A 13,993-nucleotide genomic window follows, 5' to 3' on the forward strand; every position below is an offset into this window, starting at 1 on the left:
TCCTCAACTGTAATCACTGGTGGCGAACACCAAGGAGGAAATGAACAGGATCGCAATTACACTATTGTCAGCTCTGTTGATCACGCCAGTAGCAGCGTAAGTCACCGCATTGAACGGAATGGCCAGTGCAGAGTTGCATTTCAGTCAATCCCCTGGGCGTTCGATCATGGTACTGTGAGCGCAAATAATCTGAACGAATCCAGGGGATAGCTGATGCGAAAGAACATTCTGATTACCGGTGCCAGCACCGGTCTCGGGGAAGGCATGGCTCGCGAATGGGCGGCCAAAGGCTGTAATCTGGCGCTCTGTGCGCGCCGGGCAGACAAGCTGGAAGCTCTCCAGCGGGAATTGCAGCAGGCTCATCCGGATATCCGGGTACTGGTCCGAGGCCTTGATGTCTGCGATTACGATCAGGTGTTCGAAGTGTTCCGGGGCTTCCGGGATGAGCTCGGTAGTCTTGATCGGGTGGTGGTTAACGCAGGTATTGGCAGCTCACAGCCCATCGGCCGTGGACATTTTGCCGCCAACCGCCACACCGCCGAGACCAACTTCATCGCTGCTATTGCCCAGAGTGAGGCGGCCATGGAGATCTTCCTCGAGCAGAACAGCGGTCACCTGGTGTTAATGTCGTCTGTCAGTGGTGTTCGCGGCTTCCGTGGTCCACTGAACGTATACGCTGCCACCAAGGCCGCCGTAGCCTCTCTGGCGGAAGGCCTGCAACTGGATACAAAGGGCAAGCCCATTAACGTCAGCAACATCATGCCGGGCTACATTCTCACCGATATTAACCGCGATACGAAAAATGCCCCCTTCCGGGTGGATCTGGAAACCGGCGTGAAGGCCCTCGTAAAAGCCATTGAATCCGAGAAACGCCGGGCCTACGTGCCCTGGTGGCCATGGACGCCGCTGAGCTACGTGATCAAATCCCTTCCCTTTGGATTATTTGCCAGAGCAATGTAAGCAGCTTGGAATCTTCAGAATGAACAAATCCTTTGCCCTGGCAGCGTTGATTGCTGTTCTGCTGGGGTTCCTCGGCTTTCAATACTACATCACCTCGGTACCCGATCTGGTTGAGCCCATTACCGTGGAGGAACCCCGATTCATCGAGCAAGATAAATCGCTTCTGTTAACGCTACGGGGTGGCGAGGGCCGCCAGTTCACCGTGGGCCTGCGCGGAGACATCGCCAACGATCCGGAACAAACCGCTTTGTTCTTTATTAGCAATCCGGATCTGGTGCCCTATGTGTACTGGCCGGGTCTTCGGAGCAACGACGAAAAACGGGTACTGGAGCTGCTGGAAGATATGGTTGAAAAACAAAAGCAGGAGGAAGCGGTCAGGCAGATTTATGAGGTGCTGAAGAACCGGAACTGAAGCCACCGGAGTCTGGGCGGGCTGGAAAAATGGCTGGGAAAGCGGGTCCAAGAACTCCCCCAGCCAGCGCCACGATTGTGGCGACTTTCTAGCGCACTTTTGAAAGGAACTTCTGGGTGAGCGGGTTTTGCGGATCGGTAATCACCTGGCGCGCTTCACCGATCTCTGCGATCACGCCCTCGTGGAAGTATGCCACCCGATCAGAGACATCCCGTGCGAATCCCATTTCGTGGGTCACACAGATCATGGTCATCCCCTCTTCTGCCAACAGGCGCAGGGTATCCAGTACCTCGCCGACCAGCTCCGGGTCGAGCGCCGAGGTCACTTCGTCAAGCAACATGTAGTCAGGCTTCATGGCCAGAGCACGGGCAATCGCCAAACGCTGCTGCTGGCCGCCGGACATTTTCGTGGGGTAGACATCGAATTTGTCACCCAAGCCAACATGTTCAAGCTCCTTCTTGGCGATCTCCATCGCCTCTTCCTTGCTCATTTTCTTGACGATTCTGGGTGCGAGCGCGGCGTTCTCCAACACAGTCATGTGCGGGAAAGAGTTCCACTGCTGGAAAACCATGCCCAGTTTCTGGCGCAACTTGTCCTTGTTGGTCGCCTTGGCATGGACATCCACGTCGTCAACCAGGATCTTGCCCTTGTTGATAGGCTCAATGGCATTGATGCAATACAGGAGAGTCGACTTACCACTGCCGGAGCCTCCGATAACGCTCACGACCTCGCCTTTTTGGACATCCAGGCTGACGCCTTTCAGTACTTCAAGATCGCCAAAGGATTTATGGACATTCTGTACGCTGATCATATTGCCATTTTCCTCTCAACATACCGGCCGTAGTGGGACAGCGGATACGAAATAATGAAGTAAAAGATACCAACACCTATCAGGATCTCGAGCGGTTGCTGGGTTCGTGAGATAAGTTGCTCCGACGTTCGCAGCAGTTCCATGTAACCGATGACCGAGACCAGGGCCGAGTCCTTGATGACACTGAGTGCAACACCCAGCCACGAGGGGAACACAGCACGCAAACCAATCGGTAACCGAATGTGGTAGATGGTTTGCCATTTGGTCATACCCAGTGAGCGCGCAGCGGTCTGCATTGAGGGGCTAACGCTCTCAAAGCCACTGCGGAATACCTCGCTCATAAAGGCCATGGTATACAGCGAAAGCACAATGGAGCCCGCAACAAACGGAGCCAATGGGTTACCCATCGCACCGACAAAGGTGGAGAACAGGATAAGCTGGATAATCAGGGGAACACTTCTGAGAATGTCCAGCACGCTGCCAAAAAGAACGTTGACGGCCCGGTTACTCTCGGCACGGAGAAAACCGACGATCAAACCCAGAAGAGTACCCACCACAATGGCGACAACGGAGATGATGATGGTATTCCAGACGCCGGTCAGGATTAGACCGCTATCGCTCCAGGACAGGGGTGTGAATAAGGAATTCATCAGATTTCCCCCTTGAAGAGTCTACGGGCAAGCAACGATGAACCGAACAACACCAGTTTGGTGATGATGAAGTACATAACCGCCGCCACAATGAAGAACTCCAGCGTTCTGAACGACAGTGACTGCAAACGCTGAGTCGTGCCAGAAAGCTCGCTCATGCCCACGAGAATGCCCAGAGAGCTCATCAGAATCGACCAGACAAACTGATTGGTCATCGGGTGATAGATGCGTCTCAGCATCTGCGGAAGGATGATATACCGGTAGCTCTGAATGCTGGTCATGCCCAGGGATTTGGAGGCGCTGTACTGGGTGCTCGGAATCGACTGGAACCCACCCCGGAAGGTCTCGGTGAGATAGCCTGCGTTGATGAAAACCAGTGCGCTCAGTACTGCCGCATAGGGACTGAGGTGTATACCAAACGCCCCAAGGCCGAAGTACGCCATATAAATTTGGAACAGGGCTGGCGTATTTCGGGCGATCTCCACCCAGACCGTAGCGACCTGGCTGAAAAACTTTGTGTTGTTCATTTTGGCGATCGCCAACAGTATTGCGATCACAACGCCCAGAAGCATGGCTAGAACGGAGACGTGCAGAGTAACGAAGGCACCGTTCAGCAGCTGGGGCATGTTCTGGAACACAACGTTCCAGTGAAATTCGTAGTCCATACCTTGGCCATTTTATGAATGGTAGGAAACTCGACCAGAACCCGGTAAGAAGGGTCATGATCAGAATTTTAGGTCAGGACACCAGATGGTGAGCCCCCGACCCGTAAGCCAATGCAATGACGGCCGCCTGTTTGGCGGCCGTCGGCTCGGCGCTTACTTGTTGTCCCGGAGGGACTGAATCAGATCAGCCGGCGCATCGGTACCGAAGTGCTTGTTGTATGCTTCGTTCATGTTGCCGTCGCGAATCTGGCGTACCAGGAACAGGTTCAGGTAGTTGATCCAGGCAACCTCATCACGCTTGGCGATGATGCCCACAACGTCGTCGTAGTTGGGAACGTAGGGGCCCGCTTCAAAGTCTGCGAACTCTTCGCTACGCAGTTTGGTCGCGATGTTGGTGTTGGTAGAGATGATTGCGTCGACCTTGCCCTGGTAAAGACCCAGGTACGCATCGTTCTCGGATTTGAAGGAGGTGTAGTTGTCCTTGCCCCAGCCCTGCTGCTCGGCATATGCGAGGTATTCGGTTTCGTAGGTGGTGCCGAGTGCCGCACCGACTTTCAGATCCTTCAGGTCGTCGAAGGATTCAATGTTCTTGTCCTCGTTGGCGATAACCTGGAATTTGAAAACGAAGTACGGGTAGGTGAAGCCGACGGTCTTGGCGCGCTCCAGTGTATCGGAGGTAGAACCGATAACCACATCAGTCTTGCCCGAAATCAAGGATGGGATCCGCTCACCCCAGGTCAGGTTGAGAACATTGACGTCGACGCCGAGCGCTTCGCCCAGGTCGTTGCAGTAATCTACGTCAAAACCGGCAGCTTCGTTATTCTCGTCGAAGTAACCCATCGGTGGGAAATCCAGAACCACGCCACAGTTCAGAGTGCCACGTTGAATCACGGTGTCCAGCTGATCGGCTGTCGCGCTTACGGAGGTTACCGCAGCACAAGCGAATACAAGCGGTGCTAGTTTGCGAATCATAGTTATTCTCTCTTTTTCTTTCGTGGGCGAAAAGTGTGTGTCCGTTATGCCTACACAACACGAGTTATGTGCAAAAAGCATACGTAAAAATACTACCGTAGATTATTTAGTGAAAATTTTTGAAATTTGCCATTTGGTAGGCAATTTTCCTTAATTTCCTCAATATAACCGGATTTTTTGAGCCTGCAACTCGTGATAGCGGCCAAAAAACGAACAAACAGTCATTTTTCATGTTCTTAGGTCTATGATTTAACTGATGTTTACACCTCCTTAATCAAAAAGACGAATTTATTACTATAGCAGGCCATTTTAACGGTCTCTGAGCAACACCGCGGGGTTTAACCGCATTGCCCTGAGCGTGGGCAGTAATCCACCCAGCAGCGCCAGCGAACTGACACCTCCGGCAACCAGCGCCCCAATCCACCATAAATCGCCGGCCGGCAGCTTCAAGGCCAGGTCAGCTACAGGTAAAGCAATTAGCGCACCAAGCGCCGTCGCGAAAACCGTTGCCAGGAAGGTCAGCAAACCGGTTTCCAGCAGCATGGATTGGCGGATCGCTCCGTGACGGGCGCCAAGGCAGTGCAACAGGTTGGCCTCGTAAAGCTGCCGCCTGCGGCTGACACTGACCACGCTGGAAAGCACAAGCAGGCTGGCGAGAAGACTGACCGATGCCACAGCCGCCAGGCCCGCGGCTGCCTTGTTCAGCAGATCGCCTGCGGTTTCCAGCCAGTCAGCGGTGCGCAGCGTGATTACATTGGGTATGTTCTGTGCCAGCCATTGCTGGGATTTCCTTGCCGCCTCATCGCTTTGGTAGACCGCACCGACGTAAAGGCTGATCAAGTCGTCCAGTGCGCCTTGCTGCAATATGCCCTCGAACCAGAATCGGGTCTGCAGCCCTTTTTGCCGGTAAATTGCACGGATTTCGACGTCGATGCTCTTATCCTGTGCAGTAAAGGTGAGCTGGTCGCCCACCCCCAGTCCGAGCTGGTAGGCCTCCCGATCCTCCATGGCCATGTACGCGGGCTCCCCCTCGGGGGCCGGCGATTCCCACCAGTTGCCTTCCACCAGTTCCAGTGCTTCTGGATTTCCCGAGAGATAACTCAGCTTGTATTCATCTCCCATAGCTTCGCGCCGAGCTTCGGCATTATCAGCCAGAACCTCCGCAATCGGCTTCTGGTTAATAGTGTCCAGACGGGAACGGACCATAGGAAGTAACTCGACGCGGCTAGAGGCATCCACCGCTTCCAGGCCGTTTTGCAGCGGTTCCATCTGGTCCGGGAACACTTCATAGAGGATTAGCGCCGGCGACTGTTCCGGTATGGTGGTTTCCAGTGCCCTCAGGAGCGTGGTAACCATCAACGTGCAGGCCACTACAAGCGTCAGTGCGGTGCCCAGTGACAGCAAGGTTGCCCGTAGCGGCGAATCCGGCCGGTGCAGATTGGCCAGGGCCAACCGCCGGGCAAACCTGCGATCGGCAAAACCGCCGTTTTCCAGAGCCTTGGCACCACGGCGCAACCCCTTGATCAAACCCTCCAGGAGGCCCCAGAGCAGAGTAACCGCCAGCAGGAACAGAAAGCCCAGATGAGGCGATGGGAGCCAGAACAGGGTAGCGCCGATGTAGGCAGCCAGCAGTAGATAGCTGGCAATCCGCCAGCTGCGAGGCTCGTTGGGAGCGGCCTCGACCTGCCCCCGGAAAAGCCCGGCCGGCGCAGCAGCGAGGGCTCGAGCGAGTGCCGGCAGTGCAAACACGTAAGCAGTGAGAACCGCGAACAGCCAGCTCAGTAGCAAGGGAACCAACCACAAGGACAACCAGCCGCCGGCCCCATCGGGCCCCGCCAAAGCAAAGGCATCGCCCGCCAGGCTGATCGCCAGGGCGGAAAGCCCCAGCCCGATACCACCGCCAACAAGCCCCGCAAGGCTGCCCAGTACACCGATCTGCAGCAGGTATATGCCGACAAGTGGTTTGCGACGCAGGCCAAGTGTTTGCAGGGTGGCAATCGTGCCCAGCTTTTCATCGAGGTAGGCGTGGATACTGTTGGCAACGCCGAGGCCACCGATGAACAATGTAGTGAAAGCGATAAGGATGAGCGCTGTGGCAATCTGGTCCAGCCGCTCGGAAATCCGTTCGCTGCGCTCGGCAAAAGTAGTGATTTCCCAACGCGCATCCGGGAATGCCTGCTCGAATTCCTCAAGCCAGGTGTCGAGATTCTGCTCGGTCTGCACCCGGTATTCGTAATCCACGCGGCTACCCGGGCGAATCAATCCGGTTGCCTCTACGGCCTGCTCAGAAATCATGATCGGCAGACCTCGCCAATTGGCGTTCAGGCTCCGATCCGGTTGCTTCTCAATAAGGCCGCTGATTCGGAAGGTGGCGGCGCCTATCTCAATCTGGTCACCCACCGACTGGCCCAGGCGTTCTGCCAGCAAAGGATCGATGATAGCGCCCCACTGCCCTTCCTTCTGGTCTGTAAGCGCAAACAGCGGTTCATCCGGCGTTAGCTCCAGCTCGCCGTAAAGGGGATAGAGAGCATCCGGAACCAGTATCTCCGCCCGGAAAAAGCCGTCGCCGCCGCTTCCGCTGACGATGGTATCGAATTCCCGAACCAGTGAAATTTTGCCGGTAGCCCGAATCCATTCGAGCGCATCATCAGGCAGCGGCTCGCTGGTATCCAGCTCCACATCGCCACCGAGCAGCGCGCGGGTATCCGCCAGCAAGCTTTGCTCGATCACCCTGTAGAGGCTGGCTGTCGCAGCCACAAGGGTAACGCCGAGAATCAGGCAGGCCAGGAAAATCTTCAACGCAGAGATACGTGACCGCAGGTCGGTGATCGCGAATCGGAGCATCCAGAGCGGGTTTGTGGAGCGTTCAGGAGGCATAGAGACGCCCACCGTCCATCCGCACCCTGTGCTGGCAACGCTCGGCAACGCGCTCGTCGTGGGTCACCAGTACCAGCGTGGATTTGCTGTCCTTGTGCAAGTCGAACAGCAGGGAGAGCACTTTCTCACCGGTTTCATGGTCCAGATTCCCTGTGGGCTCATCCCCCAGCAACAGGCTTGGCTGGTGAACCAAAGCCCGAGCGATCGCTACCCGTTGCTGCTCGCCGCCAGAGAGCTGCCCCGGGTAGTGCTGCAGCCGATGGCTGAGACCAACTGCCTCCAACATGGCGAGAGCTCGTTCCCGCGGCCTGGCCTCGCCGGCAATCTCAAGCGGCAGACTCACGTTTCCCAGGGCTGTGAGGCCAGGCAGCAGGTGAAAGGACTGGAAAATAATGCCAAGGTGCTTACTTCGCCAGTCGGCCAGAGCATCGGCGTCCATGTCGCCCAGACGTTGATCGCCGACCAGAATTTCACCACTGGTCGGTCGCTGCAGGCCGGAAAGCAACAAAAGCAGGGACGTTTTCCCGCTGCCAGAGGGGCCTGTGATTGCCAGTGTTTCTCCCGGGGGCACCATGAGGGAGGCATTTTTGAGTACGGCGACCTTGCCGGACTCTGTGGGGTACTCGAGAAAAATGTCGGTCATTTCAACACTGGTGGACACTGGCGCTCCTCTGGTTTGATGAATTTCCTGCTCTGTTGCGTACTGGTAAATGATCGGCATCCGCATAAAGTTTAGAGTACGAACCCTTTTTAAGAGTGGCGCACTCACGTTTTTTGGCGCCTCCACGAAAAAACAGGAGTCCTGACCATGACCGGACCGCTCGATGGCATCCGCATTATCGATCTGACAGCCATGATTTCCGGGCCTCTCGCGACCATGATACTGGCGGATCAGGGTGCCGAGGTTATCAAGATCGAGAATCCGGAGCGTGGCGACTTTACTCGCTCCGCGGCCAATCGGCAGGGCGATATGTCGGCGCTGTACCTCAACAACAACCGTAACAAGAAGTCGGTGGCACTCAACCTTAAAGAGCAGGAAGGCCGCGATGCGCTGCTTCGACTGGTGGCGACGGCTGATGTCTTTGTACAGAACTTCCGGCCGGGGGTCATTGAGAGGATGGGGCTTGGCGAGGATCAGCTGCGCAAGGTGGCTCCGAATCTCGTGATGGTATCAATCAGTGGCTTCGGTGATACCGGCCCCTATTCCCAGCGACCGGTATACGACCCGCTGATTCAGGGCCTCTCCGGATTGGCCACCGTGCAGGCGGGCGCCGATGAACAGCGTCCGCAACTGGTGAGGACCATCCTGCCCGACAAGCTCACCGGTGTAACCGCAGCTCAGGCGATTACCGCGGCCCTGTTTGCCCGGGAACGCACCGGGGAAAGCCAGCATGTCCGGCTGTCCATGCTGGACGCGATCATCGCGTTTCTCTGGAGCTCCGATATGGGCAGCCAGACCTTTGTCCACAGTGAGGTGCCACAGCAGGAAGCTGCAAGCCTCCAGGATCTCATCTATGAGACCACAACCGGCTACATCACCATTGCGGTTCAGAGCGATCGAGAGTGGCAAGCCCTTATTCGTGCTGTGGACCGCCCGGAGTGGGCGGAGGATCCACGGTTCCTGACAGCCCGGCTGCGCCAGGAGAATATTGATGCGAGGCTTGAGCTGATCCAGTCGGTTATCAAAACCGATACGGCCGAACACTGGCTGGCAAGGCTTGAAGCGGAACAAGTGCCCTGTGCCCCGGTGTTGACCCGCACCCAGGTGCTCGACCATCCCCAGGTACAGGCCAACGACCTGCTCTCACACTACGATCATCCCCAGGCCGGCCGACTCCGCCAGGCCCGGGCTCCGTCGCGATTCTCGGCCGCACCGGAGCAGCACTGGCAGGGAGCTCCGCGCCTTGGCGAGCAAACCGGCGAACTGCTGGCAGAGTGCGGGTATTCCGCCGAAGAAATCCAGGCGATGTGTGATTCTGGCATCGCAGCCGTGCCTGCCAGATAACACTCTGACGTCGCCAATTCACTGCAGCCGGACGATCCAATGCCAGTACCCGTGGTTCACCATCCAGACTACAGCTTCCCATTCCCGGCAAAGCATCGATTTCCCATGGAAAAATTCGGGCTCCTTGCCGATTACGCCCGCTCGAGAGGGCTTCTCACTCAAGCCAATAGCTTTCGCCCTGCCCCATGCCGGCAGGCGTGGCTGACCCGTACCCACTGCCCGGATTACCTCGCCCGTTTCGCCGGCGATCAACTCTCGGCACGGGAGAAACGGCAGATGAATCTGCCCTGGAGCAAGGGCCTCGTCCGACGCACTTTCCTGGCTCCTTCGGGCACGGTTCTGACGGCGCAGTTGGCCCTCCAGCATGGCATTGCCTGTCACCTGGCCGGTGGCACCCATCACGCCCATTACGATTACGCGGCCGGCTTCTGCATCCTCAACGATCTGGCGATCGCCGCCAATGTGCTGTTGCAACAGGAGGGCATTGAACGTGTGCTTATCTTCGATGTGGATGTGCACCAGGGTGACGGTACCGCTGCATTGTTGGCGAACGAGCCGAATGCCTTTACCTGCTCGATTCACTGTGAGCGCAACTACCCGTTCGAGAAAAAGATGAGCGATCTCGATGTCGCCTTACCGGATGGCCTCGAAGACGGGGCCTATCTTGAGGTTGTCAGCGAAACGCTGCACAAAGCACTTGCGTTATCCCGGCCGGATATCGTGCTCTATGACGCAGGCGTGGATGTATTCAGGGATGATCCCCTCGGCCGGCTGAACATTTCCGAACAGGGAATTTTTGAGCGGGACTTTCAGGTGCTCAGTGAATTGAAACGTCGGGACATTCCGGTAGCGACGGTGATTGGCGGCGGCTACGATGACGACCGGGTGAAACTGGCCAAGCGGCACGGGATTGTTGTGGAAGCCGCCAGCCGGGTGTTTTCAGCCGACTGACCCAGTCTTTATTGCTCAAAGCAGAATTAGTCTTCATCACTGAAAGCAGACCGATGGAACTCCGCTGCCTCCTCGGCCTCCAGAACACCTATTTCATGAATTTCCGGCACCTCCCCTCCGGCCAGCACTTCGAGCACGGCGTGCACCCCCTTGGACAGCGAACTCAGGCTGTAGCCACCTTCCAGAACCAACGCTAACCGTCCCTCACAGTGTTTGTCGGCAATCGCCTGAACAATGCCCGTGATTACTTTGAAGCCATCGTACGTGAGGTTCATGGCCATGTCGTTTCTGTGCGGATCAAAGCCGGCAGAGACCAGCACCAGATCCGGCTTGAAGTAATCCGCCGCCGGCATCAGGATCTCGCGGAACACTTTCTCGAAGGCAACGTCGCCAGCCGTTTCCGGCAGTGGCACGTTGATGGTGTAACCCTCCCCCATCCCGTCACCGATCTCCTCCAGGTGACCAGATCCGGGATAGAAAGGCGCCGCGCAATGGGTATCGAAAAACAGGACATCGGGGTCTGCCCAGAAAATGTCCTGGGTACCGTTACCATGATGGGCATCCCAGTCGATGATCAGAATCTTCTCACAGCCGAGCTTGGCCTGGGCATGGGCCGCAGCAATGGCCACATTATTGAGCAGGCAGAATCCCCGGGCCCGAACCGGTTCGGCATGATGGCCGGGCGGGCGGATCAGGGCAAACGCGCTGTCACACTCCCCTTTAACAACGCTTTCAACGGCGGCAATGGCGTTGCCGGCCGCAGCCGTGGCAGCTTTGATGCTGTCTGGCGACACCGCCGTAGTGTCTTTATCAAGCCACGCCCGTTTACCGTCCAGCGAGAAGATGTGGTCAAGGTAGGAGGTGGTGTGTACCCGTGCCAGCTGATCGTATGTTGCGGCAGCCGCACCCGATTAAAATTGAGTACCTGCCACAGGGTTTTCATCCAGATACGCCTTGATGGCGCTGATCCGCCCCGGGTGTTCCGGATAGCTCCATTTGAAGTCCAGCCCCTGAAGAATGGATCGCACCCGTTTTTCCACCCGGCTGGGCATGAACGGAAGATCCACCTCGGGGTTATGCCCGAGCATGATCTCATCGTAAAACACATTCACACTGCGATCGCCGATCATGGCCTGTTTCCTTTTTTATCCTTATGATTCTGTCAATGCTTGCTTCACTACCGACGTGAATGCCGCCGCGCGAACCCCGGTCGGTTTGAAACCCAGCTTGGTCCAGGCAGCCTTGGCTTCCTTGTTCGAAGCAGAGTATTCGAGGATCAGCTCCGAGGCGTGATGCTCCTCCGCGAAGATCACAAGATCCCGCAACAGTGCCTTCAGAATGCCAAGCCCCCGGAATTCCGGCTCGACCCAGATATCATCAATAACGCCAGACTTGAATTCTGTCGCTTCCGACTGCTCCCAGATGCCCTGGCTTCGCAGGATATACACATAACCCATACCAACCAGCCCCGTGCTTTTGCTTTCGGCCACAACAAGTCGTCTGTTGTGATCGTCCAGGGAGGAGTGCAGAGTTCGCAAAAGCCGTTTGTACTCGCTTTCCTTCAAGTCATGGGGAGGCGCACCCGAGACATGCAGGGCCAGTTTGGCGAGGAAGCTCACCATCGCGGGCAGATCCTCTTCCCGGGCCTCTCTGATCACAAATCCACGCTTCGCTTGATTTACCGCCACTTGCAACTCCCGTTCGACCTTCGCCAAAAGCATGCCAGCCCAATCCCGGAATGATCTGCATTTTCGGGGCGTATACATTTGCGCTACTCTCCAAAGCGTAGTCGCTGGTTGATCGAGCTACAAAAGCGGCAACCCCTACACTGTATCTTTTACTCATTCCTGCCCGGGGTAAGTTCCGATGAGAAAACTCCTGTTGATTCTGGGGATTTCGGCGATCGTTGCATTGTTGTCGACGGTCACATCCCGGCCCATGCTGATTGAAGAGCGGCTGATCCAGATTCAGGCGGAAGATACTCTCCGGGAATTCCCCCGGATCGAGCAAGAGCCACTGGAAGTTCAGGCAGCCTTGCTGGATATGGCGGACGACGAGCTACTGCTTCTGAAGGCCCGTGCAGCGTATTTGCGATACCCGGCAATGACACGCCAGGTATTCCCCCTCTATGGCCCCGAACCGGAATTCCGGGAAATTCTTCGGCTCTATGGCGAAAACATTCTTCCGCCGATCCACTATTTCCTGAGCAACCCCATTGGCTCGATCGAGCTGATGAACGATCTGGCCACTCAATACCAGGCGGCTGTGGAGTTCTTCACCGGGAGCGGAAAGACAGACACCGATGCAGCCCCCCAGCAAAGCACGCCCAGAAAGGAGAAGCTGACTCGGGAAGAGCGTGGGTGGTACGCCGTGCGCTTTATTCAGGAAGAAGGGCATGATTTCCTGGGCCAGTTTGTTATAAACGACCAGGGCGACATTATCTGGGTTCGAACGGAACGGGTTCTGGAGAACATTAACCAGTTTTTCGCCAGTGGCATCCGCAACCTTGAGATTCAGCACCGCACGGGGGAGGATGTGTCCGCCGCTGACGTTGGCTGGGCATCAGTGGATGTTCTGGTTTTTGCCAGCGCACTGAAAGTGCTTCGGGCCGGACGCGCGGTTGCGGTTTCATCGCGAAGCGCCGCTGCGGGTACCCGGTCTGCGGCGCTTGGCGCTCGCCTGGCTAATAGCGGGCGCATGCTGATGACGACTGCCCGATATGCAAAGTGGCCAGCCGTGATTGGCGCGGGGTATCTGGTGGTCACACACCCCGGTATCATCAACGACTTCCTGGCCGAGGTGTCCGAAATCCTGGGTTACCCGGCAAAACTGGTGCAGTTTCTCGGATGGATGCTGATACTGCTGCCAGTGTTGTACATCGGCAGTTGGGTATTCCGATTCATTTTACGTCCGACATTCGTCTTGCTCGGAGCCCTGATCACTGGCCTGGCACACATTGGCCGCAAAAAATCACTTAACACACTGGACTGATTCAGAGACCGCTATGTCCTTTTCCCGCATCTACGAACAGGCCGTTCTTCAGAAAGGCGGCGAGAGCGAGGTTCGCGCACGGCTGCCGAGAGTGGCGGCACCCGGCGAGCTTGAGGCTCTTGGTGACGATCGATACCTTTCGGAAATCACCCGGTGCATCTTCAAGGCCGGTTTCGTCTGGCGAGTGATCGAAAACAAATGGCCCAAGTTTGAAGAGGCGTTCGAAGATTTTGTACCGCTTTACTGGCAGCAGGTTCCTCCCGAAGTGCTTGAGCGTTTGGCGGGCGACGAACGCATCGTCAGGAACGCGCAGAAAATTCAGACCGTTCCCGACAATGCGCGGATGATTGTCGATGCCTCCCGGGAACACGGCAGCTTTGGCAAGTTCCTCGCCGATTGGCCCAGCAGTGATCAGGCCGCCCTGCTGATGTGGCTTAAACGCAACGGAGCGAGGCTCGGTGGTAACAGCGCCCAGTACTTTTTGCGGCGAGTGGGTTGGGACGGCTTTATCCTTTCACGGGATGTTATTGCCGCGCTGCATAGGGAAGAGGTTTTGGATGCCTCACCCACCAGCAAGAAAGGGCTGATGCAGGCGCAGGAAGCGTTTAACCTCTGGCATGAGGAAAGTGGCCTGCCCTACAGCCACCTCTCGAGAATCCTCTCGTTTACCATCGACTGATCTTGTCACGCGATTTCATC

13 protein-coding genes and 1 pseudogene are annotated in these 13,993 nt (G+C 56.6%); 6 read left to right on the forward strand and 8 right to left on the reverse strand.

The features are described 5' to 3' along the window. Positions 1 to 213: 213 nt before the first annotated feature. Together CFB02_RS07220 and CFB02_RS07225 are read left to right on the forward strand one after the other, a co-directional pair. Positions 214 to 960: an SDR family oxidoreductase gene (locus CFB02_RS07220; RefSeq protein ID WP_088557472.1), complete on the forward strand. Its 747-nt coding sequence runs from the start codon at positions 214 to 216 to the stop codon at positions 958 to 960. A gap of 19 nt (positions 961 to 979) precedes the next feature. Beyond that, positions 980 to 1,372, forward strand: coding sequence for a hypothetical protein (locus tag CFB02_RS07225; protein ID WP_088557473.1), 393 nt, complete (start codon positions 980 to 982; stop codon positions 1,370 to 1,372). Between the two features lie 88 nt (positions 1,373 to 1,460). Here CFB02_RS07225 and CFB02_RS07230 read toward each other — a convergent pair whose 3' ends face one another. The 6 genes from CFB02_RS07230 to CFB02_RS07255 all read right to left on the reverse strand — a co-directional run bounded on the left by CFB02_RS07230 (position 1,461) and on the right by CFB02_RS07255 (position 7,990). Beyond that, positions 1,461 to 2,183 (reverse strand): amino acid ABC transporter ATP-binding protein, encoded by a 723-nt coding sequence (locus tag CFB02_RS07230; RefSeq protein WP_088557474.1) that lies wholly within the window; start codon positions 2,181 to 2,183, stop codon positions 1,461 to 1,463. Then, positions 2,180 to 2,833 (reverse strand): amino acid ABC transporter permease, encoded by a 654-nt coding sequence (locus CFB02_RS07235; protein ID WP_088557475.1) that lies wholly within the window; start codon positions 2,831 to 2,833, stop codon positions 2,180 to 2,182. The genes CFB02_RS07230 and CFB02_RS07235 overlap by 4 nt, the downstream gene beginning before the upstream one ends. After that, positions 2,833 to 3,498 carry an amino acid ABC transporter permease gene (locus CFB02_RS07240; RefSeq protein WP_088557476.1) on the reverse strand — a complete coding sequence of 222 codons (666 nt, stop codon included), beginning with the start codon at positions 3,496 to 3,498 and terminating at the stop codon, positions 2,833 to 2,835. Before CFB02_RS07240 ends, CFB02_RS07235 begins: the two co-directional genes overlap by 1 nt. A gap of 153 nt (positions 3,499 to 3,651) precedes the next feature. Continuing rightward, positions 3,652 to 4,470 (reverse strand): transporter substrate-binding domain-containing protein, encoded by an 819-nt coding sequence (locus tag CFB02_RS07245; RefSeq protein ID WP_088557477.1) that lies wholly within the window; start codon positions 4,468 to 4,470, stop codon positions 3,652 to 3,654. A 309-nt stretch (positions 4,471 to 4,779) separates the two neighbouring features. Further along, on the reverse strand, positions 4,780 to 7,347 hold the full coding sequence (locus CFB02_RS07250; RefSeq protein ID WP_088557478.1) for an ABC transporter permease: 2,568 nt from the start codon (positions 7,345 to 7,347) through the stop codon (positions 4,780 to 4,782). Continuing rightward, positions 7,337 to 7,990: an ABC transporter ATP-binding protein gene (locus CFB02_RS07255; RefSeq protein ID WP_264753960.1), complete on the reverse strand. Its 654-nt coding sequence runs from the start codon at positions 7,988 to 7,990 to the stop codon at positions 7,337 to 7,339. Before CFB02_RS07255 ends, CFB02_RS07250 begins: the two co-directional genes overlap by 11 nt. A 165-nt stretch (positions 7,991 to 8,155) precedes the next feature. On the opposite strand from CFB02_RS07255, the gene CFB02_RS07260 reads away from it, so the two are divergent. Both CFB02_RS07260 and CFB02_RS07265 read left to right on the forward strand, forming a co-directional pair. Further along, the gene (locus CFB02_RS07260) at positions 8,156 to 9,352 is read left to right on the forward strand and encodes a CaiB/BaiF CoA transferase family protein (protein WP_088557480.1); all 1,197 of its coding nucleotides are present in this window, start codon (positions 8,156 to 8,158) and stop codon (positions 9,350 to 9,352) included. 39 nt (positions 9,353 to 9,391) lie between these two features. Further along, positions 9,392 to 10,303 (forward strand): histone deacetylase, encoded by a 912-nt coding sequence (locus CFB02_RS07265; protein ID WP_088557481.1) that lies wholly within the window; start codon positions 9,392 to 9,394, stop codon positions 10,301 to 10,303. A 26-nt stretch (positions 10,304 to 10,329) separates the two neighbouring features. On the opposite strand, the pseudogene CFB02_RS07270 reads toward CFB02_RS07265, so the two are convergent. Further along, a pseudogene (locus tag CFB02_RS07270) lies at positions 10,330 to 11,433 on the reverse strand (histone deacetylase). A gap of 21 nt (positions 11,434 to 11,454) precedes the next feature. Then, on the reverse strand, positions 11,455 to 11,991 hold the full coding sequence (locus CFB02_RS07275) for a GNAT family N-acetyltransferase (protein ID WP_227519353.1): 537 nt from the start codon (positions 11,989 to 11,991) through the stop codon (positions 11,455 to 11,457). A gap of 178 nt (positions 11,992 to 12,169) precedes the next feature. Here CFB02_RS07275 and CFB02_RS07280 point away from each other — a divergent pair, with 178 nt between their 5' ends. Beyond that, positions 12,170 to 13,294 (forward strand): hypothetical protein, encoded by a 1,125-nt coding sequence (locus CFB02_RS07280; RefSeq protein WP_088557483.1) that lies wholly within the window; start codon positions 12,170 to 12,172, stop codon positions 13,292 to 13,294. 13 nt (positions 13,295 to 13,307) lie between these two features. Then, complete coding sequence (locus tag CFB02_RS07285) at positions 13,308 to 13,973, forward strand: DNA-3-methyladenine glycosylase I (RefSeq protein WP_088557484.1); 666 nt, start codon at positions 13,308 to 13,310, stop codon at positions 13,971 to 13,973. Positions 13,974 to 13,993: the final 20 nt, after the last annotated feature.

Source organism: Marinobacter sp. es.042, from assembly GCF_900188315.1.
Classification (GTDB): Bacteria; Pseudomonadota; Gammaproteobacteria; order Pseudomonadales; family Oleiphilaceae; genus Marinobacter.